Consider the following 26605-nt stretch of genomic DNA (forward strand, 5'->3'; position numbering starts at 1 on the left):
AATCGACCGGACCACCTACAAGGCTGCCATCAGCATCAACATGATCCCGGCCAGCCCTTGACACCACCGCCCGGACGCTAACTGAACGGCGTTGGTTCTAGAGGCTGAGCTGCACGGCGGCGCGCGTCGCCAGGATCGGCTTGATGTACTCCGCGATCACGGCCTGGTGCCGGGGATGGTCGCGGTAGATCACGAAGTCGTCCACGCTGTCGAGGTCGGCGACCACGGCGAACTCGTGGTTGCCCTGGGTGATGCCCGCGTCGGGCCCCACGGTGTACGCCCGTAGCTGCGGGATCTCGCCCGGCAGCTTGCGCAGCTCGGTCGCGACCGCGGCCTTCTGCTCGTCGGTGGCGTCGTCGGCCCAGGTGAACAGCACAATGTGACGGATCATGCGCCAACCCTATCGACACACACCCGTCAGCGGCGTTACTCTCAGATCGAGATTGACTCGAACTGAGAAGGACTTGGGGATGGAAGAGTTCCTGGCCGGCTACAACCCCCGGCTCTACGCGCCGGTCGCGGTCACCGTCGACGTGGTGGCGCTGACCGTCCGCGACCGGCGGCTGCACGTCCTGATCGTCGAGCGCGGCGTGGAGCCGTACGCGGGCCGCTGGGCGCTGCCCGGGGGCTTCATCAAGCCGGACGAGGACCTGGCCGAGGCGGCGGTGCGCGAGCTGGCCGAGGAGACCGGCGTGGCCACCCGCCCGGCGCACATCGAGCAGCTCGCCAGCTACGGCGGCCCCGGCCGCGACCCCCGCATGCGGGTGGTGTCGATCTCCTACCTCGCCTTCGCCCCCGACCTGCCCGACCCCCAGCCCGGCACGGACGCCGCCGCGGCCGTCTGGCACCCGGTCGACGACGTGCCGCCGCTCGCCTTCGACCACGCCCGCATCCTGGCCGACGGCGTCGAGCGGGCCCGGTCGAAGCTGGAGTACACGCCGCTGGCCACCGCATTCGCCGGCGCCGAGTTCACCGTCTCCGAGCTGCGGCTGATCTACGAGACCGTGTGGGGCACGCCGCTGCACGCGGGCAACTTCCACCGCAAGATCCTGTCCGTCCCCGGATTCGTCGAGAGCACCGGACAGACCACCGAGACCGGCGGCCCCAGGGGCGGGCCGCGGGCCAAGCTCTACCGCGCGGGCGACGCCCGGCTGCTCCACCCCGCGCTGCTGCGGCCCGCACGGGAGGAGGAGGTGCGATGAACACCGAGCGGGCGGCGGCGATCGTCATGGGGGCGCGATCGGCCCAGGAGCTCTTCGCCGGCGGGTCCGCGGCCCGCGTCTACCGGCGGCTGGCCAGGGCGCTGCATCCCGACCTCGCGCCGGGCGGCGAGGAGGCGTTCAAGCGGCTGGTCTCGCTCTGGGAGACCTACCACCGGGGTCAGCGGGTCGGCGACTTCCTGGTCGGGCCGCCGCTGCACAAGGGCGGCACCGCCGTGCTCTACCCGGCCGGGCGCGGCGCCGAGCGCGACTCGCTGCTCAAGGTGGCCCGCGACCCGGCCGCCGACCGGCTGCTGGTCCGCGAGGCCGCCGCGCTGCGGAAGATCGCGGCGGACGGCGACCCGCGCTTCCTGCCGTACGTCCCCCGCCTCGTCGCGAGTTTCCGCTACCGCGCCGGCGAGGTGGTCCGGCAGGCGAACGTGGTCAGCCGGGCGCCCGGCGGGTTCGTCACCCTCGACCGCGCCGGCACCGGCCTCGACCCCCGCGACGTGGCCTGGATCTGGCGGCGGCTGCTCGTGGCCGCCGGGCTCGCCCACCGGGCCGGCGTCGCGCACGGCGCCGTGCTCCCCCGCCACGTCCTCATCCATCCCCTCGACCACGGGCTCGTGCTGGTCGACTGGTGCCACGGCGACCGGCTCGACGAGCGCGCCGACATCGCCGCCCTCACCCGGTGCGTCGAACGCCTGCTGGGCGAGTGCCCGCGCCGGATGAGCGCCTTCGTCCGCGGCTGTCTGCTGCGCCCGCCGTCCGACGCGTGGGAGCTGCTGCGCGAGCTCGACGGCCTGCTCGACGACCTCTACGGGCCCCGTACGTACCGTCCGCTCCACCTTTGAGGGAGGCTGCCATGGGCAGCGGAATCTGGTCCACGAACGTCTACGACTCCGCCGCGCGCTACCGCGCGGCCGCCGGCTCCAGCGCCTTCGCCTACAGCGACGGCGGAGCCCGGCGCGTCCACCCCGACCTCGACCCCTTCGGCGTGACGCGGGAGAGCCGCGACTCGGCCGAGCACCCCGACTCGCTGGCCATCGCCGTGCTCTTCGACGTGACCGGCTCGATGCGCGCGGTCCCCCGCACGCTGCAGACCCGCCTGCCGGACCTGCTCGGGCTGCTGCTGCGCAAGGGGTACGCCACCGATCCGCAGATCATGTTCGGCGCGATCGGCGACGCCACCTGCGACCGGGCGCCGCTGCAGGTCGGCCAGTTCGAGTCCGACAACCGCATGGACGACCAGCTCGGCCTGATCCTGCTGGAGGGCGGTGGCGGCGGGCAGAAGCGCGAGTCCTACGAGCTGGCCATGTACTACATGGCCAGGCACACCTCCATCGACTGCCACGAGAAGCGCGGCAAGCGCGGCTACCTGTTCGTCATCGGCGACGAGATGCCCTACCAGCGGGTGTCCAGGAACCACGTCAAGGACCTCGTCGGCGACCGCCTGACCGCGCCGCTCGGGGTGGCCGACGTCGTGGCCGAGCTGACCCGTAAGTACGACGTCTACTTCATCCTCCCGCAGGGAGCCAGCTACGCCGGCGACCCCGAGGTGCTGGACTCCTGGCGCCGCCTGCTCGGCCAGAACGTGCTGGAGCTGGACGACCTCGACGCCGTGTGCGAGACGATCGCGCTCACCGTCGGGCTCGGCGAGGACGCGATCGGCCTGGACGAGGGCCTTGAGGACCTGGCCGAGCTGGGCTCGACGGCCGGCGCGTCGGTGTCGCGGGCCCTGGCCAGGCTCGACCGCGGCACGGTGGTCACCGCCGAGCCGCTCGACGGGCTGGACGGGCTGGACGGGCTCCGGGCGTGAACGAGCACCTCGTCGTCGTCGACCTCGGGTACGGCGACGCCGGCAAGGGCACGGTCGTGGACTGGGCGTGCGCCACGCTGCCCGTCCACGCCGTGGTCCGGTTCAACGGGGGCGCCCAGGCGGGGCACAACGTCGTCCTGGACGACGGGCGGCACCACTCGTTCGCGCAGTTCGGCGCCGGGACGTTCCGAGGGGTTCGCACGCATCTGTCGCGGTTCGTGGTGGTCGATCCACTGGCGTTGTCGGCCGAGGCGGAGCACCTGGCCCGGCTCGGCGTGCCCGACCCCTTCGGGCTGCTCACGGTGGACCGGGACTGCCTGCTGGCGACGCCGTACCACGTCGAGGCCGGGCGCAGGCGGGAGCTGGCGCGCGGGGCAACGCGGCACGGGTCCTGCGGGATGGGCGTCGGGGAGACGATGGCGTACCACCTGGAGCACGGCGCGCTCGCGCCCCGGGCCGGCGACTCGCCGCGCGAGCTGACGCGCAAGCTGACCGTGTTGCAGGAGGCGTTGCGGGAGGCGCTGGGGGTCGAGGGGCCGCCGGTGGCCGACTGCGTGGCCGTCTACCGGGCGTTCGCCGAGCGCGTGCGGCTGGTGGACGCGTCGTACACCGCCGGGCTGGTCGGGCGGGGGCCGGTGGTGTTCGAGGGGGCGCAGGGCGTGCTGCTGGACGAGCGGTGGGGGTTCGACCCGTACACGACGTGGAGCACGACGACCTTCGCCAACGCGCTGGAGCTGCTGGAGGGGGCGGGGGCGGCGCGGCTCGGGGTGTTGCGGACCTACACCACCCGGCACGGCCCCGGCCCGCTGGTGACCGAGGACCCCGCCCTGGAGCTGCCCGAGCCGCACAACGTGACCGGGCCGTGGCAGGGGGCCTTCCGCCGCGGGCACTTCGACGCGGTCGCCCACCGGTACGCCGCCGAGGCGGCCGGCGGCGTGGACGGTCTCGCGCTCACCCATCTCGACGCGGACGTCTCCCGCATGTGCGTGCGCTACGACCGGCCCGTCACGTTCGCCGAGCCGGACCGTACGGCCCGGCTGCTGGGGGCCGCGCCGGTCTACGAAGAGGGTGTATCAGACTGGCCCTCGGCGGTCTCTCATGTCGTGGGCGCGCCCGTGTGGCTGGAGTCGTACGGCCCCCGCGCGCGGGACAAGAAGGCGCCCTGGCCGAGCCTGCGGTGACCGCCGGGGAGAGGGGTCCTCCCGGCGGTCGCCGCCTGGCTTCAGCCCCAGGCCAGCATGCGGAGGGGGTCCTCCAGCATCGCGCCGACGTCGCGCAGGAACATCGAGCCCAGCTCGCCGTCGACGATCCGGTGGTCGAAGCTGAGCGCGAGGGTGGTCACCTTGCGCACCGCCAGCTCTCCGTCCACCACCCACGGCATGTCCCTGACCTGGCCGAAGGCCAGGATGGCCGACTCGCCCGGGTTGAGGATGGGGGTGCCGGCGTCGACGCCGAACACGCCCACGTTGGTGATGGTGATCGTCCCGCCCGCCATCTCGGCCGGCTGGGTGCGGCCGGCCCTGGCCGTCTCCGCCAGCGCGCCCAGCTGCCTGGCCAGTTCGGGGAGCGGGAGGGCGTGGGCGTCCTTGATGTTGGGCACCACCAGGCCGCGCGGGGTGGCGGCGGCGATGCCCAGGTTCACGTAGTGCTTGACCACGATCTCCTGGGCCGCCTCGTCCCAGGACGAGTTGATCATCGGGTGGCGCCTGACCCCGGTGAGCAGGGCCCGGCAGACCAGGAGCAGCGGGGAGACCTTGACCTCGGCGAAGTCGGGCAGGGCCCGCAGCCGCCGGACCGCCTCCATGGTCTCCGTCACGTCCACCTGGAGGAACTCGGTGACGTGGGGGGCCGTGAAGGCGCTGGCCACCATCGCCTGGGCGGTCATCTTGCGCACGCCCTTGACGGGGACGCGCTCCTCCCGCCGCTGGGGCCGGCCCTGCCGGACGGGCTCGGGCGCCGCCTGGAGGCCGCCCTGCGCGGCGGCGTGCACGTCGTCGCGGGTGATGGACCCCTGGGGGCCGGTGCCGGTGAGCGTGGCGAGATCGACGCCCAGGTCCTTGGCCAGCTTGCGGACCGGCGGCTTGGCCAGCACGGCCACGCGGCCAGAACCGGCGACCGGGCCGGCCGGCGCGGCGGCGGGGACGGGCTCGGCCGGGCGGGCCGTCGGGGCCGGGCCGGGGACCTCCACGCGGGCCGGGTTGGCCACGGGCGCGGCCGGGATCGGCTCCGCCGGCTGCTTGCGGGGACGGCGCTTGGAGGCGCCGGTCTTGACGCCGTAGCCCACCAGGACCGCCTGCCGCTCCTCCTTGGGCGCGGGGCTGCCGTGGGCGCCGGGCTCGACGGCGCCCTCCTCCGGCGGCTTGGGGACCATGTCGTCGGCCAGCGCCTTGAGGCCCTGGTCGGCGCGGTCCTGGTCAGCGGGGCCCTGGTCGGCGCCGCCCGCCTCGCCGCCGGTGTCCACGGAGACGATCGGCGTGCCGACGTCGACCGTGCGGCCCTCCTCGACCAGCACGCCCGCGACCACGCCGTCCCAGGGGATCGGCAGCTCGACGATGGACTTGGCGGTCTCGATCTCCACCACGATCTGGTTGACCTTGACCTCGTCGCCCGGCCGCACGTGCCAGCGGACGATCTCGGCCTCGGTCAGCCCCTCCCCGACGTCGGGAAGCTTGAACTCGCGTCGCATGGAAGCACGTCCCCCTTTCAGAACCCGAAGGCGCGGTCGACGGCGTGGAGCACGCGGTCCAGGTCGGGCAGGTAGTGGTCTTCGAGCTTCGACGGCGGGTAGGGGGTGGAGAAGCCGCCGACCCGCAGCACGGGCGACTCCAGGTGGTAGAAGCACTGCTCGGTGATCCGGGCCGCCAGCTCGGCGCCGAAGCCGCTGTAGACGGGCGCCTCGTGGACCACGACCACCCGGCCGGTACGGCGTACGGACTCCATGACCAGCGGCTCGTCCAGCGGGTTGAGCGAGCGCAGGTCGATCACCTCCAGCGAGCGGCCGTCGTCCTCGGCGGCCGTGGCGGCCTCCAGGCAGGTCTTGACCATCGGGCCGTAGGCCAGCAGCGTGACGTCGGAGCCGGGCCGTACGACCGTGGCCTTGTCGAACGGCGTCCACCAGTCGGTCGAGGCCGTGTCGATGTCGGCCTTCTCCCAGTAGCGGCGCTTGGGCTCGAAGAAGATGACCGGGTCGTCGCTCCGGATGGCCTGCTGGATCATGGTGTAGGCGTCGGCCGGGTTGGAACAGGCCACCACCCGCAGGCCGGCCGTGTGCGCGAAGTACGCCTCGGGCGACTCGCTGTGGTGCTCGACCGCGCCGATGCCGCCGCCGCACGGGATGCGCACGACGACGGGCAGCTTGATCGCGCCGAGCGAGCGCATCGGCATCTTGGCGAGCTGCGTGATGATCTGGTCGGCCGCCGGGAACACGAACCCGTCGAACTGGATCTCGCACACCGGCCGGTAGCCGCGCAGCGCCAGGCCGATCGCGGTGCCGATGATGCCGGACTCGGCGAGCGGCGTGTCGATGACCCGGTCTTCGCCGAAGTCCTTCTGCAGGCCGTCGGTGACGCGGAACACGCCGCCGAGCTTGCCGACGTCCTCGCCCATGATGAGGACCTTGGGGTCGTCCTCCATGGCGCGGCGCATGCCCTCGTTAAGCGCCTTGGACAGGCTCAACACCGTCATTTCTCGAAGCCCTCCAAGTAGGCGGCGAACTGAGCGCGCTCCCCGTCGATGAGCGCGTGGGGCTCGCGATAGACGTGGTCGAACATATCGAGCGGCTCGGGGTCGGGCATCGCCAGGCACCGCCTGCGCAGGTCGGCGCCGAGCTGGTCGGCCTCGGCGGTCACGGCGTCGAAGAAGCCCTGGTCGGCCAGCTCGTTGCGGAACAGGTACGACTTGACCCGCTCGATCGGGTCCTTCAGCTTCCACGCCTCCAGCTCGCTGGCCACCCGGTAGCGGGTCGGGTCGTCGGTCGTGGTGTGGGCGCCCATCCGGTACGTGAACGCCTCGATCAGCGTCGGCCCCTGGCCCGTACGGGCGGCTTCGAGCGCTTTTCTGGTCACCGCGAGGCAGGCGAACACGTCGTTGCCGTCGACCCTGATGCCCGGGAAGCCGAAGCCGGAGGCCCGGCGGTAGAGGGGGATGCGGCTCTGCTTCTCCAGCGGCTCGGAGATGGCCCACTGGTTGTTCTGGCAGAAGAAGACGATGGGCGCGTTGAACACGCTGGCCCAGATGAACGACTCGTTCACGTCGCCCTGGCTGGTGGCGCCGTCGCCGAAGTAGACGATCGTGGCGGCGGAGGCGTCGTCGCGCTGGATGCCCATGGCGTAGCCGACCGCGTGCAGGGTCTGGCTGCCGATCACGATCGTGTACAGGTGGAAGTTGTGCTCCTCGGGGTCCCAGCCCCCGTGGTTGACGCCCCTGAACAGGCCGAGCAGCTTCACCGGGTCGACGTCGCGGCACCAGGCGACGCCGTGCTCGCGGTAGGTGGGGAAGGCCATGTCCGAGTCGGTGAGCGCGCGGCCCGAGCCGATCTGGGCGGCCTCCTGGCCGAGCAGCGAGGCCCAGATGCCCAGCTCGCCCTGACGCTGCAGCGCCACGGCCTCCAGGTCGATGCGCCGGACGAGCACCAGGTCGCGGTAGAGCGACCTGACCTCCTCGGGCGTCAGGTCTATGTCGTAGTCGGGATGCTCGACCCGTACTCCTTCGGGGGTGAGCAACTGCACGAGCTCAGGGGGTGCTTCGGCACCACGAGAGGCGTCGACTGTCACGTGCCGCTCCTGTGCGATCGGGGCCGGTGTCGATGGGGTCGCCACCTGAGGCCAGCCGTGTGTGCGTGCGAACCATGTGGTGGTGGTTCATACGCGTTTGGGGACATCGTGGCAGACGTCACAGCCCTCCGCGCAAGCCCCATGTCCTCCCCGTTCCCGTTGTGTTGACGGCCATGCGCGCCGGTAGGCTTGCTTTCCCAAGCACCCACTCCACCCAGGAGGAACGTAGTGGCGCGCGTCATCGTCGACGTCATGCTCAAGCCCGAGATCCTCGACCCGCAGGGCCAGGCCATCGCAAGGGCGCTGCCCAGGCTCGGTTTCTCCGGCGTCTCGGCCGTCCGTCAGGGCAAGCGGTTCGAGGTCGACCTGGAGGGTCCGGCCGACGAGGCGGCCCTCGACGAGGTACGGAAGATGGCCGAGACACTCCTGGCCAACACCGTGATCGAGGACTACAGCGTCCGGGTTGAGGGGTAGAAGGCACATTTGATGCCTGGTTTTACCCCTGGTGAGTTAAAGTCGCGTTCGGGCATGCCACAATGCCACGGGCGTGCCAACACTAAATAACAACAACGTGATTTTGCGGTTAGCCCCGATTTCACAGGGAAACCTACTCCAGGTGACATTCCGGAGCCCGGAGGAGTCCGGTGGATATTGAGTTCTCGTTGGCGCTGCCTCGGGATGCGATCGGCATACCGATGGTCAGGCGAGTGCTTGGCGACGCGATGCGCTCACTCAACGTGAGTGAGACCTGCATCGCCGACATGCTGCTCGCCGTCTCCGAGGCGTGCTCCAACGCGGTGCGACACGGCGGCCCCGCCAACCGTTACGAGGTCTCGGCGTCGATCGGCTACGGCCGCTGCGACGTGCGCGTCGCCGACAACGGCGACGGCCTCCCGTCGATGCCGCTGCACTTCCCTCCGCCCGACACCGAGAACGGCCGCGGCCTGCTCATCATGCGGTCCGTGGTGGACGAGATCTCCTTCGGCACCACGCCCGACCGTGGCACGACGGTCCACCTGCGCAAGATGCTCGCCTGGGACGACGAGGCCGAGGGCGCCCGTCACCGCGAGCTGGCCGCTGTCTGACGGCTGTCCGACCACGGTCCGACCCGCTGCCCGGAACACAGCCGCGCACCCGATAATCTGAGTACACCGCCGTAGACCGCCGTCCGCCCCCAAAGAGACGGTGGCACGCGCGTGCGCATTCCTCGGAGGGGACGACTGTCATGAGCGCTGCCCGTGTGGGCGTAGTCACGTTTCCAGGAACTCTCGACGACCAGGACGCCGCCAGAGCCGTGCGCCTCGTGGGCGCACAGGCGGTCCCGCTGTGGCACGCCGACCACGACCTGAAGGGAGTCGACGCCGTCTTCCTGCCCGGCGGCTTCTCCTACGGCGACTACCTGCGTTGCGGCGCGATCTCCAAGTTCGCCCCGCTGATGGACGAGCTCGTCCCGGCCGCCAGGGCCGGACTGCCGGTCATCGGCACCTGCAACGGCTTCCAGATCCTCTGCGAGGCCCACCTGCTGCCCGGCGCGCTCACCCGCAACGCCTCGCTCCACTACGTCTGCCGCGACCAGCGGCTCACGGTGGAGCAGACCGCCACCGCCTGGACCCGCTCCTTCGAGCAGGGCCAGGAGATCGTGCTGCCCGTCAAGCACGGCGAGGGCCGTTACGTGGCCTCCACGGAGACGCTGGCCGCGCTGGAGTCCGGCGGCCACGTCGTGGTGCGCTACGCCGGGGGCAACCCCAACGGCTCGCTCAACGACATCGCCGGCATCCGCAACGAGGCGGGCAACGTGGTCGGCCTCATGCCGCACCCGGAGCACGCCGTGGAGGAGCTGGTCGGCGCGCCGAGCACCGACGGGCTCGGCTTCTTCACGTCCATCCTGAAGAATCTGGTGAACGCATGAGCACCGACAGCGTCAAGCGGGCCGCCGAGACCCCCGACGAGCCGATGCCCTTCGCCGAGCTGGGGATGAAGCAGGACGAGTACGACCGGGTCAAGGAGATCCTGGGTCGCCGTCCCACCGGCTCCGAGCTGGCCATCTACAGCGTCATGTGGTCCGAGCACTGCTCGTACAAGTCGTCCAAGGTGCATCTGCGGCAGTTCGCCACCAAGGCGCCCAAGTCCGAGGCGCTCCTGGTGGGCATGGGCGAGAACGCGGGCGTCGTCGACATCGGCGACGGCTGGGCGGCCACGTTCAAGATCGAGTCGCACAACCACCCGTCCTACGTCGAGCCGCACCAGGGCGCGGCCACCGGCGTCGGCGGGATCGTGCGCGACATCATGTCGATGGGCGCCCGCCCGATCGCCGTCATGGACGCGCTGCGCTTCGGCGGCGCCGACGCCGTGGACACCCGGCGGGTGCTGCCCGGCGTGGTCGAGGGCATCAGCCACTACGGCAACTGCCTGGGCCTGCCCAACATCGGCGGCGAGGTCGTCTTCGACCCCTGCTACATCGGCAACCCCCTGGTCAACGCGCTGTGCGTCGGCCTGCTGCGCAAGGACCAGATCAAGCTGGCCACCGCGCCGGGGCCGGGCAACCAGGTCGTGCTGTTCGGCGCGTCCACGGGTCCCGACGGCATCGGCGGCGCGTCCGTGCTGGCCTCGGCGACGTTCGAGGACGAGTCGCAGGCCAAGCGGCCCGCCGTGCAGGTGGGCGACCCGTTCATGGAGAAGCTGCTCATCGAGTGCTGCCTGGAGCTCTACGCGGCCGACGTGGTCGTCGGCATCCAGGACCTCGGCGCGGCCGGCGTCTCCTGCGCCACGACCGAGCTGGCCGCCAAGGGCACCGGCGGCATGAAGGTCGACCTCAACCTGGTCCCGCTCCGCGACTCCTCCCTCAGGCCCGAGGAGATCCTGATGAGCGAGTCCCAGGAGCGGATGATGGCCGTGGTCCGGCCCGACGACATCCCCGCGTTCATGGCGATCTGCGCCAAGTGGGACGTCCCGGCCACCGTCATCGGCGAGGTCACCGACACCGGCCGCCTGGTGATGACCTGGGACGGCGAGGTCATCGTGGACATCCCGCCGGGCACCGCCGCCGACGAGGGCCCGGTCTACGAGCGTCCCTTCCACGAGCCGGCCGGTCAGGCCGCGCTCAACACCGACACCCCCGACCGGCTGGCGCGCCCCGACGACCTGCGGGCCACCCTGCTGCAGCTCCTCGGCTCGCCCAACCTGGCCTCCAAGGAGTGGGTGACCTCCCAGTACGACCGCTACGTCCGCTCCAACACCGTGCTGGCCCAGCCCGCCGACGCCGGGATGCTGCGCATCTCCGAGGTCATCGCCGGAGCCGAGCCGACGACCCGGGGCATCGCGCTGTCCACCGACGGCAACGGCCGTTACGCCAAGCTCGACCCCTATGCGGGGGCGCAGCTGGCGCTGGCCGAGGCGTACCGGAACGTGGCCGTGACCGGCGCCAAGCCGCTCGCCGTCACCAACTGCCTCAACTTCGGCTCGCCGGAGGACCCCGAGGTGATGTGGCAGTTCGCCGAGGCCGTACGCGGGCTCGCCGACGCCTGCCGCACCCTCGGCGTGCCGGTGACCGGCGGGAACGTCTCCTTCTACAACCAGACGGGCTCGACGGCCATCAACCCCACGCCGGTCGTGGGCGTGCTCGGCGTCATCGACGACGTGGCCAAGCGGGTTCCGTCCGGGTTCACCGCCGAGGGGCTGCGGGTGGTGCTGCTCGGCGACACCGCCGAGGAGTTCGGCGGCTCGGAGTGGGCGCACGTGGCCCACCGCCACCTGGGCGGCCTGCCGCCGCACGCCGACCTGGAGGCCGAGCAGGCGCTGGCGACCGTGCTGGTCGAGGCGGCGGCCCGCGGGCTGCTGGAGGGGTCGCACGACCTGTCCGACGGCGGGCTGGCCGTGGCGCTGGCCGAGTCGTGCCTGGCCCGCGGCATCGGGGCCACGGTGGCGCTGAGCGGCGAGCCGTTCACCGACCTGTTCAGCGAGTCGGCGGCGCGGGCCCTGGTCGTGGTGCGGCCGGAGGCGTTCGAGGAGTTCGCGGCGCTGTGCGGGCGGCACGAGGTGCCGTGCTACGGGCTCGGGGTCACCGGCGGGGCGTCGCTGGTGGTCGAGGGCGCGTTCGAGGTGGGGGTCGAGGAGCTCCGCGAGACCCACTCGGCGACGCTGCCCGCGCTGTTCGGCTGACGTTGAACGAGAAGGGCCGGTGCGGGGGACCCCGCACCGGCCCTTTCAGCGTTGTCAGACCTTCTTGATGCAGACGACGTACACCTTGCCGGAGACGCTGGTGCCGTTGTTGCCGCCACCGTGGGTCTGGGTCTGGGTGTCGGCGGTGAGGTTGTTGCCGCCGCCGTTGTCGTCCTTGGCGACGGTGACCGTCCAGCCGCCGGCGCCGGGGTAGCTGCCCAGGACTTCGGCGTTCTTCAGGGTGCCGAAGGAGAAGCCGCCGCCGGTGGGGGTGCCGCCGTTGTTGCAGGTGGCGGTCACCGAGCCGAGGCCGTTGATGGACGCGCTGTTGGTGTAGGTGGCGTAGGTGGCGCCGGCGCCGTCCTTGCCGGGCTCACCCTGCGGGCCCTGCTTGCCGTCGTCGCCCTTGGGGCCCTGGGGACCCGCCGGGCCGCGCTCGCCGTCCTTGCCGGGAAGGCCCTGCTTGCCGTCCTGGCCGTCCTTGCCGGGAAGGCCCTGCTTACCGTCCTGGCCATCCTTGCCGGGAAGGCCCTGCTTACCGTCCTGGCCATCCTTGCCGGGAAGGCCCTGCTTGCCGTCCTGGCCGTCCTTGCCAGGGAGGCCGGGCTTGCCCTGGGGGCCCACCGGCCCCGTCTCGCCCCGCGGGCCCTGCGGGCCCTGCTTGCCCTGGGGGCCCTGGGGGCCCTGGTCTCCCTTGGGGCCGGACGTGCCGCCGTTCAGCTGCGTCGTGCTGCCGCCGATCACGACGCGCTCCTCGGTCTTGCGGCACGGCGTGGTGGGGTTGACGATGCGGACGTACCGGGTCTTCTTGTGCACGCAGGCGTACACCTCGCTCGCCGCCGACGAGGCGGTGGCCACGCCACCGACGGCGAGGAGCGAGGCGGCGAGCGCTCCGACAGTGGCGAGGGTGAGCGTACGCCCACCTCGAACCTTGATAGCCACGGCTTTCCTTCCAGGGAACAAGTGATGCTCATGTGGTGCATGAGATTCACGTTTCGACCGTTCCAAAGGTTGACAGTAACTACATAACGCATTTGTCACGAAACAGAGGGTTACTGACCGGATTGACCGACTGTCGCTGTTGCAGTGGGTAAAAGGACGCATTGGCAGCGGCGATCCCGCGTGCATAATCGGGTCTGTGCCCAGCCCCTACCTGCCGCCGGCCACGCAGCCCGTCCGAGGCGTGGTCTGGGTCATTCACCTCGCCCTTCCCCTGCTGGGGCTCTGGTTGCTGCTCGCCCAGCCCCACCTCAACGTCGTCTGGCAGCACAATGCGAGCCACTTCTGGATGATCCTCGCAGTGGCCGGGATCAACGTGGTGCTCGGCGGGCTGATCACCGAGGCCGCGCGCCGCCGTCAGGACGCCCGGCTGTTCCTGGTCTCCATGGTGTTCCTCAGCAGCGCGGGCTTCTTCCTCCTGCACGGCCTGGCCACGCCGGGGGTCATCCTGCCGACCGGTTCGCTGGGGTTTGACCTGGGGCAGCAGGTGGGGCTCACGATCGCCTCGATGTTCGCGTTCGCCTCGGCGCTGCCGCTGGGCCGGCGGGCCGCCGGCAGCGTCCTCGCGGCGCAGCACTTCGTCCGGGCGATGTTGTTCGGGTTCATGCTGCTGTGGGCGCTGGTCTCGCTGGTGCCCGAGCTGACCGAGCTCAGTCGGCCGCCGCCGGTCGCGCCCGTGAGCTGGCTGGGCCCGGCCTCGATCCCCGGCGTCCTGCTGTACGGCGCGGCCGGCGTGATGATGTTCCTGCTTCACCGCCGCCGCCCCTCGGCCATGCTGGTCAGCCTGATCACCGCGTACGCGCTGCTGGCCGAGGCGATGGTCGCCGGGACGTCGCAGCTCAACTGGCACCTGACGTGGTGGGAGTGGCACGCGCTGCTCACCCTCGCCTTCGTGTTCGTGGCCTACAGCGCCTACCTGCAGTTCAGGCGCGAGGGGTCGAGCGCGGGGCTGTTCGACTCGGTGACGCTGGCGGCGACCGTCGCCCGTCTCCAGCAGGACTACGACCAGGCCCTGGAGGAGCTGGTCGAGCACGTACGCCGGGGCGAGCCGCTGGCCGCGGCCCGGTTGTCGGGCAAGTTCCGGCTGAACGAGAGCCAGACCGCCGTGCTCGACCGGGCCGGGGCGGCGCTGGCCCACGAGCGGGAGCTGTCGGAGCGGCTGGCCGCGCTGGTGGCGGTGAGCGCCCAGACCCGCGTGGGCCTGCCGGAGGGCGAGTTGCTGACCACCGCGCTCGACCGGGTCAGGCAGGCGTACGGAGACGTCAAGATCGCGCTGGTGTCGGAGGGGAAGACCCAGATCGGCTCCCGCGCGTACGAGTTCGAGGGCGACGGCCCGATCCGCCGCGACCACCGGCTGGCCTACCCGCTCACGGTCAGGGGCCACCTCGCCGGCGTGCTGGAGGTGCCGACGGGCCGCAGCGGCCACGACGAGGCGCTGGCCGCCACCCTCGCCGGCCAGTTGTCCATCTCGCTGGAGAACGCCCGCCTCTACCAGGAACTGGACACCCTCTTCCGCCAGTACATGTCCCCCGACGTGGCCAACGCGCTGCTCGCCGACCCGGCGCGGGCGGCGCTCGGCGGCGAGCTGAAGGAGCTGACCGCGCTCTTCGCCGACCTCAAGGGGTTCACCTCGTTCTCCGAGCAGGTCGCGCCCGGCGAGATCGTCGAGATGCTCAACCGCTACCACACGGCGGCCGTCCCCTGCGTGCTGAACAACGGCGGCACGATCGTGCAGTTCGTCGGCGACGCGATGCTGGCCCTGTTCAACGCGCCGGCCACGCAGGCCGGCCACGCCAGGGCGGCCTGCCGGGCCGCGCTGGAGATGCAGCGGGCCGCGGCCGAGGTGGCCGAGGAGATGGCCTGGAAGCGCGTCGGCGAGGTGGAGTGGCCGACCTTCCGGGTGGGCGTCAACACCGGCCCCGCGCTGGTCGGCAACATCGGCAGCCCCGAGTTACGCGGCTTCAACGCGATGGGCGACTGCGTCAACGTGGCCGCCAGGCTCCAGGCCCTGGCCGAGCCGGGGACGGTGGTGATCGGCGAGACGACCCTCAGGCAGCTCGGCCGCGACGCCTCGGTGAACGCCCTCGGACGGCTCAGCCTGAAAGGCAAGGAAGAACTCGTGGCCGCGTACGTTCTGACTGGAATGCCATAGAACGGCAATAGCCGTACGTACATAATCGGCGCATGGATCCAGAGCCCGGCGAGTTCCTTTCCCTGCTCACCGCCGAGGAGGTCGAGGCGCTGCGAGCCGCCGGGCGCCCGCGCCGATGGGACCGCGGCACGACGGTGATCACCGAGGGCGACGCGGCCGACTGGGTGCTCGTGCTGACGCAGGGCCGGGTCAAGGTGTCCTCGCACACGAGCAGCGGCACCGAGGTGGTCCTCGCGGTCCGCGGCCCGGGGGCGCTGCTGGGCGACATGTCGGCCGTGGACGGCTTGCCGCGTTCGACCACCGTGACCGCGCTGGAGCCCATCGAGGGCATCGTGGTCCGCGACTTCAGCGGCTTCCTGGCCGCGCACGGCCGCATCGCCGTCCTGCTCCTGCAACTGGTCGTCGGCCGGCTGCGCGACGCCGACCGCAAGCGCATCGAGTACGGCGCGTTCGACACCACCGGCCGGGTGGCGACCCGGCTGCTCGAACTGGCCGACCGGTACGGCGAGCCCACCAGCACCGGCGTGCGGGTGGCCCTGCCGCTCAGCCAGGACGAGCTGGCCGGCTGGACCGGCTCCTCGCGGGAGGCGGTCAGCAAGGCGCTGCGCACCCTGCGCGACCGCGGCCTCATCGAGACCGGCCGGCGGCGGGTGGTCATCCACGACGTCGAGGGGTTACGCAAGCGAGCCAGGTGACCCCTGACACAAAACGGACGTACGACGTACGTCATAGTGGGAGGCATGGTCGCGGTCACCCCCGAAGCCGGCACCCGCATGCGCTACGCCTGGCGCGTGTGCTCGGTCACCAGCCTGGGCCTCGTCCTCATCGGCATCGCCGGCAGCACGCTCAACGTCGCGCTGCCGACCGTCGTGCGGCACTTCCGGGCCGACGCGACGCAGTCGGGATGGATCCTGCTGGCGTTCCTGCTGGTCAACACCGCGAGCCTGGTGTTCTTCGGCCGGGTCGCCGACCTGCTCGGCAGGCGCGAGGTCTATCTGGCGGGCTTCGCCCTGTTCACGGTGGCCTCGCTGCTGGCCGGGCTGTCGCCGGACGTCTGGTTCCTGGTCGGCATGCGCGTGCTCCAGGCGATCGGCTCGGCCATGATCCTGGCCAACGGCACGGTGATCATCACCGACGCGTTCCCGCCCGAACGGCTCAGCCAGGGCATGGGCGTCTACATCGGCACGCTGTCGGTGGCCCAGCTCGCCGGTCCGACGCTCGGCGGCCTGATCGCCGAGACCGCCGGCTGGCAGTGGATCTTCTGGGTGAACGTGCCCGCGGGGCTGATCGCGCTCGGCTGGGGCGCGGTGATCTTACGCAAGATGCCGAAGAGGCCCAGGCAACCGGTGGACGCGCTCGGCAACGTGCTGGTGTTCGCCGCGCTGTCGGCCGTGCTGCTGGCGGTCAACGAGGCCGGGTCGGGCGGCCTGACCAGCCCGGTCGTCCTGACGGGGGTGGCGCTGTTCGTGCTGCTGGTGCCGCTGATCGTGCTGGCCGAGCGGCGCTCGACCAACCCGGTGCTGGACCTGCGGCTGTTCGGCGGGCGGCTGCTGGCCTACGCGAACCTGGCCTCCTTCTGCAACGCGCTCGCGCGTTCCGCGCTGATCCTGGTGGTCGCGCTCTACTTCCAGGCGGCGCGCGGGCTCGACGCGTTCTCGGCCGGGCTGAGCGTGCTGCCGGTGCCGGTGGGCATCGGGCTGGCCTCGCCGATCGCGGGCCTGCTCGGGCCGCGGGTCTCGCCGTACGGGCTGTCGATCGGCGGCGCGGCGATGAGCGCGCTGGGGCTCGGCGCGCTCATGCTGACGGCCGACCCGGCGACGCCGTACTGGGTGACGGGGATCGCCCTGTTCGTGGCCGGCTGCGGCAGCGGGACGTTCCTGACCGGCAACACCACCCAGGTCATGGCCGCCCTGCCGAGCGGCAGCCTGGGCGTGGTCAACGGCTTCCGCGTCATGATCATGAACGTCGGCATCGTGATCAGCGTGGGCCTGTCGCTCAGCGTCGTGACCAGCTCCGTGGGCCCGGCGCTGCGCGCCCAGGTGTACGCGGGCACGCTGTCCACGCTCTCCCCGGTGGCCGTCGGGCAGCTCATGGACGGCTTCCAGCGCGCGTACGCGGTGCTGTTCGCCGTGGCGCTGGCCGGGGCGGTGCTGGCCGCGCTCGCCAGGTCTCAGAGGGTTCCGGCGAGCCTCGACTCCACGTCGCGGTAGCGCGAGACCGGGATGAGGTGCACGCCGTCGAACGCGCCCGAGTCGCGCAGCGCGAACACCTGCTCGCAGGCCGCCTCGACGCCCGCCATGCGGTCGGCGGCCACCCGCTCGACCAGCTCGCCGGGCAGGGCGATGTCGGGGATGGCGGCGGCCAGCGTACGGGCGTGGCGCTCGCTGGCCAGCACCATGACGCCCGCGTAGACCGGCACGTCGACCTGGTTGGCCTCGCGCCACCGGACCTGCGCCTCGACCGAGAAGCTGACCTGGGCGAACAGGAAGTCGGCCGCGCGCTTCCAGGCGGGCAGCGGGCGCAGCCCGGCCGCCGCGCCGACGCGGAAGGCCGGCGAGAAACCCCTGGCCTCCTCGATCATCGAGCGGACCGTCAGGTCGCTGGTCCGGCTGCCGCTGACCGGCTTGTCGCCGTGGACGAACAGGAACTGGTCGACGCCGTACGCCGCGGCCGTCAGCAGGTCGCGGTGGAAGCCGAGCAGGTTGCGGTCGCGGGAGTTGAGACAGGCGATGCTGCGCCCGCCCATCGCCTCGACCTCGTGGGCCACGGCCACGCTGGACACGGTGGCCCGGCCGATGTGGTTGTCGGGGATCAGGAAGGAATGGGCGACCTGGCTGAGCGTGCCGATCTGGTGACGTACGCGCTTCAGATCGGGCTTGGTGGGCGGTTCGATCTCACAGACCAGCTCGAAAGGCATGATCTCGACCTTAACGTCCGGCGGCCAGCGCCTCGATGCCGCGCAGCACGAGATCGACGCCGAAGGAGTCGTAGAAGGCCGGGTCGGCGCCCGCGACCAGCGGTGAGGCCATCTCGACCAGGTGCGGGTACCTCTCGGGCGGCAGCGACTGGAGGCCGGCCCGCTTGACCCTGACCATCTCGGCGATCTCCTCGCCGGTCCGGCCGGCCTTGAAGTGCACGGGCGCGTCCGCGATCGACAGGGCGCTCTGCAGCAGGTACTTGGTGATCAGGCAGCTCTCCTCCACGTCGAACCCGGCCGTACGGGCCAGGCCCAGCGCCTTGTCCCAGACGACCAGGAAGTTGGGGACGGAGATCGGGTCGATCTGCTCGATGACGTTCTTGGCGCAGGGATGGGTGCGCAGGGTCCTGATGAGCCCCTGGGTCAGGTCGCGGAGCTGCTCCTGCCAGGGCCGCTCGTCGGCCGGCGGCGGCACGAAGCCGCCGATCAGGTGGTCGGCCATGCCGACCAGGAGCTGGTCCTTGTTCTTGAAGTGCCAGTAGAGGGCCATCGGTGTCACGCCCAGGTCGGTCGCCAGACGACGGATCGTCACGGCGTCGAGCCCCTCGGTGTCGCCGATCTCCAGCGCCCGCTCGGCGATGGCCCGCGCGGCCAGTTTTCCCATCACGGTTGACAACTATACGTCGTACAAGTTGAACTATACGACGTACAAGTACGGCGTATAGGAGGGTTGCGACATGCGATGGTGGGCGCTGGGTGCCGTGACATTGGGCACCTTCATGACCTATCTCGACAACAACGTGGGGAACGTCGCGTTGCCGACGATCCAGCGGGAGCTCGGGCTGACCATCTCCGGGCTGGAGTGGATCGTGAGCTCGTACATCCTGGTCTTCGCCGGGCTCATGCTGGTCGGCGGCCGGCTCGCGGACCTGTTCGGGGCCCGTGTGGTGTTCCTCGCCGGGCTCTCCGTCTTCACCGCGGCCTCGCTGGGCGCCGGGCTGGCCACCTCGGGCGGCGCGCTGATCGCGGCGCGGGCCGTCCAGGGCGTGGGGGCGGCGCTGCTCACGCCCACGTCGCTCACGCTGATCAGCCAGATCTTCCCCGAGCCCGGTGAGCGCGGCAGGGCCGTGGGCATCTGGAGCGCGTCCGGGGCCCTGTCCATGGCGCTCGGCCCGGCGGCCGGCGGTTTCATCAGCGAGCACCTGCACTGGGGCTGGATCTACCTGATCAACGTGCCGATCGGGATCGCCACCTTCGGCCTGGCCCTGTGGGCGGTCCGGCCCGCCTTCACCCGCCGGCGGCACCGGCTCGACCTGCCCGGCCTGGCCACCTCGGCGCTCGCGCTGGTCTCCCTCACCTACGCGCTCATCGAGGGCGACCGCGCCGGATGGACGTCGGCCGAGATCCTGGCCGCGTTCGGGCTCGCGGCGGCGGCCGCCGTGGCGTTCGCGCTGGTCGAGACGCGGTCCGAGCGCCCGATGATCGACCTGTCGCTCTTCCGCTCACGGGTGTTCAGCGGCGGCGCGCTGACCATGGGCATCTGGTCGTTCGGCGTGTTCGGCATCTACTTCTTCAGCGCCCTGTGGCTGCAGAACGTGCTCGGCTTCTCCCCCACGCAGGCCGGCCTGGCGTTCGTGCCGATGGCGCTGGTCATGGCGGTCGTCGCCATCACGTCGCAGCGGATCTCCGCGCGGCTCGGCACCGGCCGCACGGTGGCGCTCGGCATGGCGCTCATGGGCGCGGCGATCTACCTGATCTCCGGCGTCGGGGCCGACGGCGACTACGCCGACGTCGCCCCCTGGTTCCTGCTCTACGGCCTCGGCGGCGGCCTGCTGGTGCCGCTGACCTCGGCGATCCTCGGCGGCCTGCCCAAGGACAGGGCCGGCGTGGCCTCGGGCGTGCTGAACGTCTCGCGCGAGGTGTTCGGGCTGCTCGGCATCACCGTGCTGGGCGCGATCCTCAGTTCCCGCCAGAGCGGGAGCGACCGGCCCCCGCTGGCCGCCTTCCTGGACGCCTACCAGTTCACGCTCGTCATCGCGGCGGTGATCGTGCTGGCCGCCGTCCCGCTCGGCCTGTACGCGCTGCGCCCGTCCCGCCGCCCGCCGGTGACGGACGAGCCTCAGGCCACCGCCCCCGCGACCGTCGGCTCGTCGAACTGAGTGCGGTACAGCTCCTCGTAGCGGCCGCCCATGGCCAGCAGTTCGGCGTGCGTGCCCCGTTCGGCCACGCGGCCGTCCTCGATCACCAGGATCTGGTCGGCCGCCCGTACGGTGGACAGCCGGTGCGCGATCACCACGGCGGTCCGGCCCGCCAGCGCCTCCCCCAGGGCCTCCTGCACGGCGGCCTCGGAGGTGGAGTCGAGCGCGGCGGTGGCCTCGTCCAGGATCACCACGCGCGGCCTGGCCAGCAGGAGCCGGGCGATCGTCAGCCGCTGGCGCTCGCCGCCGGACAACCGGTAGCCGCGCTCGCCGACCACCGTGTCCAGGCCGTCGGGCAGCGACTCGATCAGCGTCCGCAGCCGGGCCCTGGTCAGGGCGTCCCAGATCTCCTCCTCGCTCGCCGCGGGCCTGGCCAGCAGCAGGTTCTCCCTGATCGTCTCGTGGAAGAGGTGGCCGTCCTGGGTGACCATGCCGAGGGTGTCGCGGACGGCGTCGAAGGTCAGGTCCCGTACGTCCACGCCGCCGATGCGGACCGCGCCGGAGTCGACGTCGTACAGCCTGGGCAGCAGCTGGGCGATCGTGGACTTGCCGGCCCCCGAGGAGCCCACCAGCGCCACCATCTGGCCCGGCAGGGCCGTGAACGAGATCCCGTGCAGCACCTCCTCGCCGCCCCGCGAGTCCAGCGTGGCGACCTCCTCCAGCGAGGCCAGCGACACCTTGTCGGCGGCGGGGTAGGCGAAGCGCACGTCGTCGAACTCGACCGTGACCGGGCCCTCGGGGACCTCGCGGGCGTCCGCGCGCTCCTGGATCAGCGGCTTGAGGTCGAGCACCTCGAAGACGCGCTCGAAGCTGACCAGGGCGCTCATCACGTCCACCCGGGCGCTGGCCAGGGCGGTCAGGGGCGCGTACAGGCGGGTCAGCAGGAGGGCCAGCGAGACCACCGCGCCGGGTTCGAGCTGGTCGCGCAGGGCGTAGAAGCCGCCGAGGCCGTAGACGAGGGCCAGTGCGAGCGCCGAGACCAGGGTCAGGGCCGTGACGAACACCGACTGGTTCATGGCCGAGCGCACGCCGATGTCACGCACCCGCCGCGCCCGCGCGGCGAACTCGGCGGACTCGCGCGCCGGACGGCCGAACAGCTTCACCAGCGTCGCGCCCGGCGCCGAGAACCGCTCGGTCATCTGGGTGCCCATGGCGGCGTTGTGGTCGGCGGCCTCGCGACGCAGCCGCGCGATCCGGACGCCCATCCGCCGCGCGGGCAGCACGAACACCGGCAGGAGCAGCAGCGCGAGCAGCGTGATCTGCCACGAGATGCCGATCATCACGGTGAGCGTCAGCACGAGCTGCACCAGGTTGCCCGCCACGCTGGACAAGGTGTCGGTGAAGGCCCGCTGCGCGCCGATCACGTCGTTGTTCAACCGGCTCACCAGCGCCCCGGTACGCGTGCGCATGAAGAACGCGACCGGCATCCGCTGCACATGGTCGAAGACCGAAGTGCGCAGGTCGAGGATCAGCCCTTCGCCGATGGTGGCCGACTGCCAGCGGTTCAGCAGGCCGAGCCCGGCCTCGGCGAGCGCCAGGCCGGCGATCAGCAGCGCGACCACGACCACCACGCCGAGCGGCTCACTGTTGAAGATCGCGTCGACCACCCGCCCCGCGAGCAGCGGCGACACCACGGCCAAACCTGCCAGCACCACGCTGAGCAGCAGGAACAGCACGATCCTGCGGCGGTGGGGACGGGCGAACCCGCCGATACGCCGAAGCGTCGCCCTGTTCAGCGGGCGACGCTCCGGCCGGTTGTTCATCGAGTAAAGCTGATGCCAGGCGGTCACTTCCATGCTCATGCGTGGGAGACTATTTCCTCAAGTTAACTTGAGGTCAACTGGTTTCCGCCGGTGATCAGCTGCCGATCTTCCTCCCCCTGCCGTGCCAGACCACCGCGACCGACGGGCGCGGCTGGTCGCCGTCGGGCCAGCGGCTGGCCGGGTTGTCCGGGGTCGCGCCGTCGATCTCGCCCGGGTGCTGCACGGCCACGAACACGCTCTTCTGGTCCTCGGTCACCAGCGGGCCGCAGGTCTCCGCGCCGAGCGGGACCGTGAGGAACTGGCGCAGGTGGCCGCGGTCGGAGCCGCGTACCGGCATGACGAACAGGCCGTCGTTGCTGCCGAGCTGGTTGCCGTCGGTGGAGATCCACAGGTTGCCGTCGGCGTCGAACGTCACGTTGTCCGGGCACGAGATCGGCGAGACCTTGGTCTTGTCGAAGCCGGCGAAGTAGGTCGCGGGGTCGTTCGGGTCGCCGCAGATGAGCGGGAGCGACCAGGCGAAGGTGGTCTCGCCCGCGTCGTTGCGCCGCTCGGCCACCTCCAGGATGTGACCGTGCTTGTTGGACGGGCGCGGGTTGGCCTCGTCCACCTGGGCGGCGGTGCGGTTGGAGTTGTTGGTCAGAGCCATGTAGACGCCGCCGGTGACCGGGTTGCGCTCCATGTCCTCCGGACGGTCCATCTTGGTCGCGCCGCCCTTGACCCTGTCGGCCGCCGTTCGCGTGTAGATCAGCACCTCGGCGGCGGTCATGCCGTCCACGTACGACCTGTCGCCCGACACCAGCGGGAGCCACTCGCCGGAGCCGTCGAACAGCCCGTCGGAGGGCAGCTTGCCGGAGCCGTCGATCTCGGCGGCCGGGCTGTCGCCGGTGAACTTGGCGACGTACAGGGTGCCCTCGTCCAGCAGGGTGCGGTTGTGGCGGTCGAAGCCGGGGATGTACCGGTTCTTGGAGACGAACTTGTAGATGTACTCGAAGCGCGAGTCGTCACCCATGTAGACGACCAGGCGGCCGTCCCTGGCCAGGGTGGTGTTGGCGGCCTCGTGCTTGAACCTGCCGAGCGCGGTGCGCTTGATCGGCGTGGAGTCGGGGTCGAACGGGTCGATCTCCACGATCCACCCGAACCTGTTGGCCTCGTTCGGGTGCTTGGCCAGGTCGAAGCGCTCCTCGACCCGGTCGAAACGGCGGCTGCTCGCCGGGGTGCCCGTCGTGATCGTGTAACGCGAGATGTACGGCCGCTGCGCCTCGGGGACCTTGTCGCCGTTGACGAAGTACTGGTCGAAGTTCTCCTCGGCGGTCAGGACCGTGCCCCACGGGGTGGAACCGCCCGAGCAGTTGTTCAGCATGCCGACCGGCGCCAGGCCCTTGGGGTCGGCGGCCGTCCTGAGCAGGGCGTGACCGGCGGCGGGGCCGGAGAAGCGCATCGGCGTCTGCGCGGTGACGCGCCGGTTGTAGCGGCGGCGGCCCTTGGTGGTGAGCTTCCACTCGCCGGTGCCGTGCGCCCGCTCGATCTCCACGACCGAACCGCCGTGCGCGGCCAGCGCGATCTTGATCTGCTCCTCGGTCGCGGCCGCGCCGCCCGTGTACCCGCGGAACATCAGGTTCTCGTCGGTGTACTCGTGGTTCACCCACAGCAGGCCGCGGTTGTGGCCCATCGGGAAGAACGTCACGTAGTCGCAGTTGTAGCCGAACTGCTTGTTCTGGGCGTCGGCCGTCTGGTTGCCGAAGTCGAAGGCCGGCGCGTCGGGCAGCACCGGGTCACCCCAGCGCACGACCACGGAGGAGTTGTAGCCGTCGGGGATGCGCAGCGCGTCGTCCTTGTTCGGCGGCACCGGGGTGAAGGCGATCCCGCTCCGGCCGCGCAGGCCCTCCGCGACCGGCGCGGCGGCGGTCTCGGCCGCGGTCTCGGCCGCGGGCTCGTCGGCGAACGCCGGGACCGCGCCCGCCACGCCCACGCCCGCCACCAGCGCGCCGAGCGCGCCCGCGCGCAGCACGCCGCGGCGCGACATCGCCTCCTTCACCACGTCGCCGAAGTAGGCGTTGCCCGTCGTGTTGGCCACGTCGTGCGCGCACGCGTTCCCGCAACGGAACTGACAGGTCAGAGCGGATCGGCCACCTTTGTGCGGGGTGGAAAGCAGCGGCAGCAGCCGCCCCGCCTCAGGGTTCGCCACAGGTCCTCCAGATATGTGCGCGTTCGTACGGCGGGGACGTTACGGTCGTCAACGAAACCCGGGGTGAACGACGACCTCCGTCCCGATGAACGCTTGCCGCGAGACAATGGGCCCGTGCCACCACGCAAGATGGACCCGGAGAAGCTGCGCGCCGCCCTCGACGGCCAGCTCGTCGCCCTCGACGAACCGCCCTACGACGGCCCCGCCTCGGCCCTGCCCGACGCCCTGGTCGCCGCGGTGCTGACCGCCTACGACCGCGGGCTCGCCCCCGAGCGCGACGCGGCCAGGCAGGCGGTGCGCCACCTGCTGGAGAAGCTGGCCACCGCGGCTCCCGGCCGTACGGTCGAGGTGCGCGTGCCTCCTTACGCGGCCGTCCAGGCCGTCCCCGGCCCCCGCCACACCCGCGGCACGCCGCCGAACGTGGTGGAGACCGATGCCCGCACCTGGCTGGAGCTCGCGCTCGGCCGGCTGACCTGGGACGAGGCCGTGGCCAGGGGCTCGGTCGCGGCCAGCGGCTCCCGCGCCGACCTGTCAGCCCACCTGCCGCTCTAGCGGCCCCTGCCCATCCAGGGGAACTTGCTCTCGAAGCACTGGTCGGCGAGCTGGCCGGGAAGCTGGCCGCATTCCTGGACCACCTTCCAGAACCAGATCGCGACGATCGCGAACAACACCAGCGACAGCGCGCTGATCACGATCCCGGCGATGGCCCGGCCCCTGCCCACGCGCTTGGCGAGCGCCACACAGCCGAAGACGATCGACAGGATCGCGGTGAGCACGCCGGTGAAGCAGACGAACACCAGGAACGGGCTGGCCACGCCCAGCACCAGCGAGGCGGTGGCGAGGCCGCTGCCCGGCTGCGTGGGCGGCTGGGCGCCGTAGGGGCCGTACTGACCGTAGGCGGGGGCTCCCGGTGGCGGGCCGTAACCGGGCGGGCCGCCGTAGGGGCTGGAGGGGGTGGTGCCGGGGACGGACGCGTCCCGGCCGCCGGTCTCGTACGGGCCGGGAGGCGCCTCAAAGGGCACCCCCGACGCCGCCGGCCCCCCATAGGCCCCTTCACCCCCGCCGCCGGACGCCGGCCCGCCATAGGCCCCACCGGGTGCCGTGGGACCGCCAGCGGACGCCGTGGGACCGCCGTAGGCTCCCTCGCCACCGGACGCCGTGGGACCGCCGTAGGCCCCCTCGCCCCCGTACGGCGCTCCAGGCCCGCCATAGGCCCCCTCACCCCCGTGCCGCGTTCCAGGCCCGCCATAGGCTCCCTCGTCGCCGTACGGCGCTCCAGGCCGTCCTGGTGGCACGCCCGCGCCCCCGGCGCCCGGCGTCACGCCTCCCGCGCCCGCGGAACGGCCTGTGCCGGCGGCGCCTCCTGGGCCTTCGGTGCCTCCTGGGGCAGGGGCGCCTGCCTCGCCCGGCATGCCCTCGCCCGCCGGGCTCCGGAAGCCCGGCGCGCCTCCGGTGCCCCCGGCCCCCTCAGCACCCTCCGTACCGCCCTCCGCACCGCCCGGCCGGGCGCCCGGCTCCTCGGGGCCCCTGGCCGCGTGGGTGCCGGTGGCCGGGGGCTCGAAGGTGGGCACGTCGCCGTATTCGTACCGGGAGGGCGCGGGGCGGCTCGGTTCCTCGTCCGGCTGCGTGCCCCAGCCCGGATAGGCCGGGGTGCCGCCGGGCACCGGATAGACCTGCGTCTCCTCGGCGTCCCCGCCGGACCACCGCGTCCTGCCCGCGCCGCCCTCGGCCGGTCCCGGCGTCTCGGGCGAGGTGGGCAGGTCCGGATGGTCGGGACGGCCGCCGGGCCTGGGCTCGTGCGACGGTGGCACGTCCGGTGGCGGCGGTGGCACCACGGGCGGCGCGGGCGCGATCGGCTCCTCGCCCTCCCGCTCCTCCTCGAACGGCCACTCATCCGCCCACCGCCCACCCCCGGCCGGCTCACCAGACTGTTCACCGGGCCGCTCACCGGGCCGTTCACCCTCGTGCCGCCCGCCGCCCGGTCGGCCTCCCCCTCCGGGACCGGCGCCTTCGCCGGGGGCCGCGCCCTTCGGCGTGTCCGCGTGCCCAGACGTGCCCGCGTGGCCAGGGGCGTGCTCGTGGTCGGGAGCGGTCCATCCCTCCGGGGTTCCCGCGCCGCCGGTCGGCCCCGCGCCTGGCGGGCCGCCGACGGCCCACTCGCTCGGGCTCCACTCGTTGCTCGTCGGCCCGCCCTCGTACGGCCCGATCTCCGGCGGCTCCTCCTCGGGCGCCGCCGGCTCCTCCTCGGCCGTCCCCTCCCGCCACCATTCGGGCGTGTGCCGCGGCGGCGCGGATTCGGGCCGGCCCTCGTGGGGGTGGCCTTCGCGGTGCTGCGGGTCCTGCCCCTCGCGGGGTTCGTTGGGGTCCCCAGGTGTGGTCACGTCTGCGTCTCCCGACGGGTCTGCATGCCGGATACTTCACCTTTTCGCGGAGGGCATCGGCT

Annotated in this window: 23 protein-coding genes; 13 read left to right on the forward strand and 10 right to left on the reverse strand. The window is 71.9% G+C overall.

Annotated features, from left to right (window positions below; genetic code table 11):
• Positions 1-97 precede the first annotated feature (97 nt).
• Positions 98-391, reverse strand: a complete 294-nt coding sequence (locus ABZ444_RS45215) for a Dabb family protein (protein ID WP_357986816.1) — start codon at positions 389-391, stop codon at positions 98-100.
• A 79-nt stretch (positions 392-470) separates the two neighbouring features.
• Between ABZ444_RS45215 and ABZ444_RS45220 the strand changes: the two genes are divergently transcribed.
• The 4 genes from ABZ444_RS45220 to ABZ444_RS45235 are packed head-to-tail and all read left to right on the forward strand — an operon-like array spanning position 471 to position 4199.
• Positions 471-1202, forward strand: a complete 732-nt coding sequence (locus ABZ444_RS45220) for an NUDIX hydrolase (protein WP_358010414.1) — start codon at positions 471-473, stop codon at positions 1200-1202.
• Positions 1199-2053, forward strand: coding sequence for a molecular chaperone DnaJ (locus ABZ444_RS45225; protein WP_358010415.1), 855 nt, complete (start codon positions 1199-1201; stop codon positions 2051-2053). The genes ABZ444_RS45220 and ABZ444_RS45225 overlap by 4 nt, the downstream gene beginning before the upstream one ends.
• An 11-nt stretch (positions 2054-2064) precedes the next feature.
• A complete protein-coding gene (locus ABZ444_RS45230) occupies positions 2065-3018 on the forward strand; it encodes a hypothetical protein (protein ID WP_358010417.1) in 954 nt (317 codons plus the stop codon).
• Positions 3015-4199 carry an adenylosuccinate synthetase gene (locus ABZ444_RS45235; RefSeq protein WP_358010418.1) on the forward strand — a complete coding sequence of 395 codons (1185 nt, stop codon included), beginning with the start codon at positions 3015-3017 and terminating at the stop codon, positions 4197-4199. Before ABZ444_RS45230 ends, ABZ444_RS45235 begins: the two co-directional genes overlap by 4 nt.
• A 41-nt stretch (positions 4200-4240) precedes the next feature.
• On the opposite strand, the gene ABZ444_RS45240 is transcribed toward ABZ444_RS45235, so the two are convergent.
• From ABZ444_RS45240 to pdhA, 3 genes are read right to left on the reverse strand one after another with little or no spacing between them, the layout of a single operon-like run.
• A complete protein-coding gene (locus tag ABZ444_RS45240) occupies positions 4241-5704 on the reverse strand; it encodes a dihydrolipoamide acetyltransferase family protein (protein ID WP_358010419.1) in 1464 nt (487 codons plus the stop codon).
• A gap of 17 nt (positions 5705-5721) precedes the next feature.
• Entirely contained in the window at positions 5722-6702 is a 981-nt protein-coding gene (locus ABZ444_RS45245) for an alpha-ketoacid dehydrogenase subunit beta (RefSeq protein ID WP_358010421.1), read from the reverse strand.
• Positions 6699-7790 carry a pyruvate dehydrogenase (acetyl-transferring) E1 component subunit alpha gene (gene pdhA / locus ABZ444_RS45250; protein WP_358010422.1) on the reverse strand — a complete coding sequence of 364 codons (1092 nt, stop codon included), beginning with the start codon at positions 7788-7790 and terminating at the stop codon, positions 6699-6701. The genes ABZ444_RS45245 and pdhA overlap by 4 nt, the downstream gene beginning before the upstream one ends.
• 228 nt (positions 7791-8018) lie before the next feature.
• Between pdhA and purS the strand changes: the two genes are divergently transcribed.
• The 4 genes from purS to purL all read left to right on the forward strand — a co-directional run bounded on the left by purS (position 8019) and on the right by purL (position 11948).
• The gene (gene purS / locus ABZ444_RS45255) at positions 8019-8264 is read left to right on the forward strand and encodes a phosphoribosylformylglycinamidine synthase subunit PurS (RefSeq protein ID WP_358010423.1); all 246 of its coding nucleotides are present in this window, start codon (positions 8019-8021) and stop codon (positions 8262-8264) included.
• A gap of 221 nt (positions 8265-8485) precedes the next feature.
• Entirely contained in the window at positions 8486-8875 is a 390-nt protein-coding gene (locus tag ABZ444_RS45260; protein ID WP_358010424.1) for an ATP-binding protein, read from the forward strand.
• A 140-nt stretch (positions 8876-9015) separates the two neighbouring features.
• Positions 9016-9699 carry a phosphoribosylformylglycinamidine synthase subunit PurQ gene (gene purQ / locus ABZ444_RS45265; protein ID WP_358010426.1) on the forward strand — a complete coding sequence of 228 codons (684 nt, stop codon included), beginning with the start codon at positions 9016-9018 and terminating at the stop codon, positions 9697-9699.
• Positions 9696-11948 (forward strand): phosphoribosylformylglycinamidine synthase subunit PurL, encoded by a 2253-nt coding sequence (gene purL, locus ABZ444_RS45270; RefSeq protein WP_358010427.1) that lies wholly within the window; start codon positions 9696-9698, stop codon positions 11946-11948. The genes purQ and purL overlap by 4 nt, the downstream gene beginning before the upstream one ends.
• Positions 11949-12002: 54 nt before the next feature.
• Here the strand turns inward: purL and ABZ444_RS45275 are convergent, their stop codons facing one another.
• Positions 12003-12890, reverse strand: a complete 888-nt coding sequence (locus ABZ444_RS45275; protein WP_358010428.1) for a hypothetical protein — start codon at positions 12888-12890, stop codon at positions 12003-12005.
• 196 nt (positions 12891-13086) lie between these two features.
• Between ABZ444_RS45275 and ABZ444_RS45280 the strand changes: the two genes are divergently transcribed.
• From ABZ444_RS45280 to ABZ444_RS45290, 3 genes are read left to right on the forward strand one after another with little or no spacing between them, the layout of a single operon-like run.
• On the forward strand, positions 13087-15099 hold the full coding sequence (locus tag ABZ444_RS45280; RefSeq protein WP_358010429.1) for an adenylate/guanylate cyclase domain-containing protein: 2013 nt from the start codon (positions 13087-13089) through the stop codon (positions 15097-15099).
• A 32-nt stretch (positions 15100-15131) separates the two neighbouring features.
• Positions 15132-15794 (forward strand): Crp/Fnr family transcriptional regulator, encoded by a 663-nt coding sequence (locus ABZ444_RS45285; protein ID WP_358010430.1) that lies wholly within the window; start codon positions 15132-15134, stop codon positions 15792-15794.
• 45 nt (positions 15795-15839) lie between these two features.
• Positions 15840-17309, forward strand: a complete 1470-nt coding sequence (locus ABZ444_RS45290) for an MFS transporter (RefSeq protein WP_358010432.1) — start codon at positions 15840-15842, stop codon at positions 17307-17309.
• On the opposite strand, the gene ABZ444_RS45295 is transcribed toward ABZ444_RS45290, so the two are convergent.
• Entirely contained in the window at positions 17270-18016 is a 747-nt protein-coding gene (locus tag ABZ444_RS45295) for a methylenetetrahydrofolate reductase (protein WP_358010434.1), read from the reverse strand. The genes ABZ444_RS45290 and ABZ444_RS45295 overlap by 40 nt on opposite strands.
• 10 nt (positions 18017-18026) lie before the next feature.
• A complete protein-coding gene (locus tag ABZ444_RS45300) occupies positions 18027-18680 on the reverse strand; it encodes a TetR family transcriptional regulator (RefSeq protein ID WP_358010462.1) in 654 nt (217 codons plus the stop codon).
• A gap of 73 nt (positions 18681-18753) precedes the next feature.
• Between ABZ444_RS45300 and ABZ444_RS45305 the strand changes: the two genes are divergently transcribed.
• Complete coding sequence (locus tag ABZ444_RS45305; protein ID WP_358010435.1) at positions 18754-20175, forward strand: MFS transporter; 1422 nt, start codon at positions 18754-18756, stop codon at positions 20173-20175.
• Here the strand turns inward: ABZ444_RS45305 and ABZ444_RS45310 are convergent.
• Together ABZ444_RS45310 and ABZ444_RS45315 are read right to left on the reverse strand one after the other, a co-directional pair.
• Positions 20136-22016 (reverse strand): ABC transporter ATP-binding protein, encoded by a 1881-nt coding sequence (locus ABZ444_RS45310; protein WP_358010436.1) that lies wholly within the window; start codon positions 22014-22016, stop codon positions 20136-20138. The genes ABZ444_RS45305 and ABZ444_RS45310 overlap by 40 nt on opposite strands.
• A gap of 55 nt (positions 22017-22071) precedes the next feature.
• Positions 22072-24051, reverse strand: coding sequence for a PhoX family phosphatase (locus ABZ444_RS45315; RefSeq protein WP_358010437.1), 1980 nt, complete (start codon positions 24049-24051; stop codon positions 22072-22074).
• Positions 24052-24291: 240 nt separating this feature from the next.
• On the opposite strand from ABZ444_RS45315, the gene ABZ444_RS45320 reads away from it, so the two are divergent.
• A complete protein-coding gene (locus tag ABZ444_RS45320; RefSeq protein WP_357986936.1) occupies positions 24292-24714 on the forward strand; it encodes a sterol carrier family protein in 423 nt (140 codons plus the stop codon).
• On the opposite strand, the gene ABZ444_RS45325 is transcribed toward ABZ444_RS45320, so the two are convergent.
• Positions 24711-26543 carry a DUF4190 domain-containing protein gene (locus ABZ444_RS45325; protein ID WP_358010438.1) on the reverse strand — a complete coding sequence of 611 codons (1833 nt, stop codon included), beginning with the start codon at positions 26541-26543 and terminating at the stop codon, positions 24711-24713. The two genes, ABZ444_RS45320 and ABZ444_RS45325, sit on opposite strands and share 4 nt — an antisense overlap.
• Positions 26544-26605: the final 62 nt, after the last annotated feature.

Origin of the sequence: Nonomuraea sp. NPDC005730 (assembly GCF_040630865.1) — a bacterium.
Classification (GTDB): domain Bacteria; phylum Actinomycetota; class Actinomycetes; order Streptosporangiales; family Streptosporangiaceae; genus Nonomuraea.

Bases quoted from the DNA above. Each gene is read 5' to 3' on its own strand.
- ABZ444_RS45215 (WP_357986816.1), bottom strand. From the start codon at position 391: ATGATCCGTCACATTGTGCTGTTCACCTGGGCCGACGACGCCACCGAC.
- ABZ444_RS45220 (WP_358010414.1), top strand. From the start codon at position 471: ATGGAAGAGTTCCTGGCCGGCTACAACCCCCGGCTCTACGCGCCGGTC.
- ABZ444_RS45225 (WP_358010415.1), top strand. From the start codon at position 1,199: ATGAACACCGAGCGGGCGGCGGCGATCGTCATGGGGGCGCGATCGGCC.
- ABZ444_RS45230 (WP_358010417.1), top strand. From the start codon at position 2,065: ATGGGCAGCGGAATCTGGTCCACGAACGTCTACGACTCCGCCGCGCGC.
- ABZ444_RS45240 (WP_358010419.1), bottom strand. From the start codon at position 5,704: ATGCGACGCGAGTTCAAGCTTCCCGACGTCGGGGAGGGGCTGACCGAG.
- ABZ444_RS45245 (WP_358010421.1), bottom strand. From the start codon at position 6,702: ATGACGGTGTTGAGCCTGTCCAAGGCGCTTAACGAGGGCATGCGCCGC.
- ABZ444_RS45260 (WP_358010424.1), top strand. From the start codon at position 8,486: ATGGTCAGGCGAGTGCTTGGCGACGCGATGCGCTCACTCAACGTGAGT.
- purQ (WP_358010426.1), top strand. From the start codon at position 9,016: ATGAGCGCTGCCCGTGTGGGCGTAGTCACGTTTCCAGGAACTCTCGAC.
- purL (WP_358010427.1), top strand. From the start codon at position 9,696: ATGAGCACCGACAGCGTCAAGCGGGCCGCCGAGACCCCCGACGAGCCG.
- ABZ444_RS45285 (WP_358010430.1), top strand. From the start codon at position 15,132: ATGGATCCAGAGCCCGGCGAGTTCCTTTCCCTGCTCACCGCCGAGGAG.
- ABZ444_RS45290 (WP_358010432.1), top strand. From the start codon at position 15,840: ATGGTCGCGGTCACCCCCGAAGCCGGCACCCGCATGCGCTACGCCTGG.
- ABZ444_RS45295 (WP_358010434.1), bottom strand. From the start codon at position 18,016: ATGCCTTTCGAGCTGGTCTGTGAGATCGAACCGCCCACCAAGCCCGAT.
- ABZ444_RS45300 (WP_358010462.1), bottom strand. From the start codon at position 18,680: ATGGGAAAACTGGCCGCGCGGGCCATCGCCGAGCGGGCGCTGGAGATC.
- ABZ444_RS45305 (WP_358010435.1), top strand. From the start codon at position 18,754: ATGCGATGGTGGGCGCTGGGTGCCGTGACATTGGGCACCTTCATGACC.
- ABZ444_RS45310 (WP_358010436.1), bottom strand. From the start codon at position 22,016: ATGAGCATGGAAGTGACCGCCTGGCATCAGCTTTACTCGATGAACAAC.
- ABZ444_RS45320 (WP_357986936.1), top strand. From the start codon at position 24,292: ATGGACCCGGAGAAGCTGCGCGCCGCCCTCGACGGCCAGCTCGTCGCC.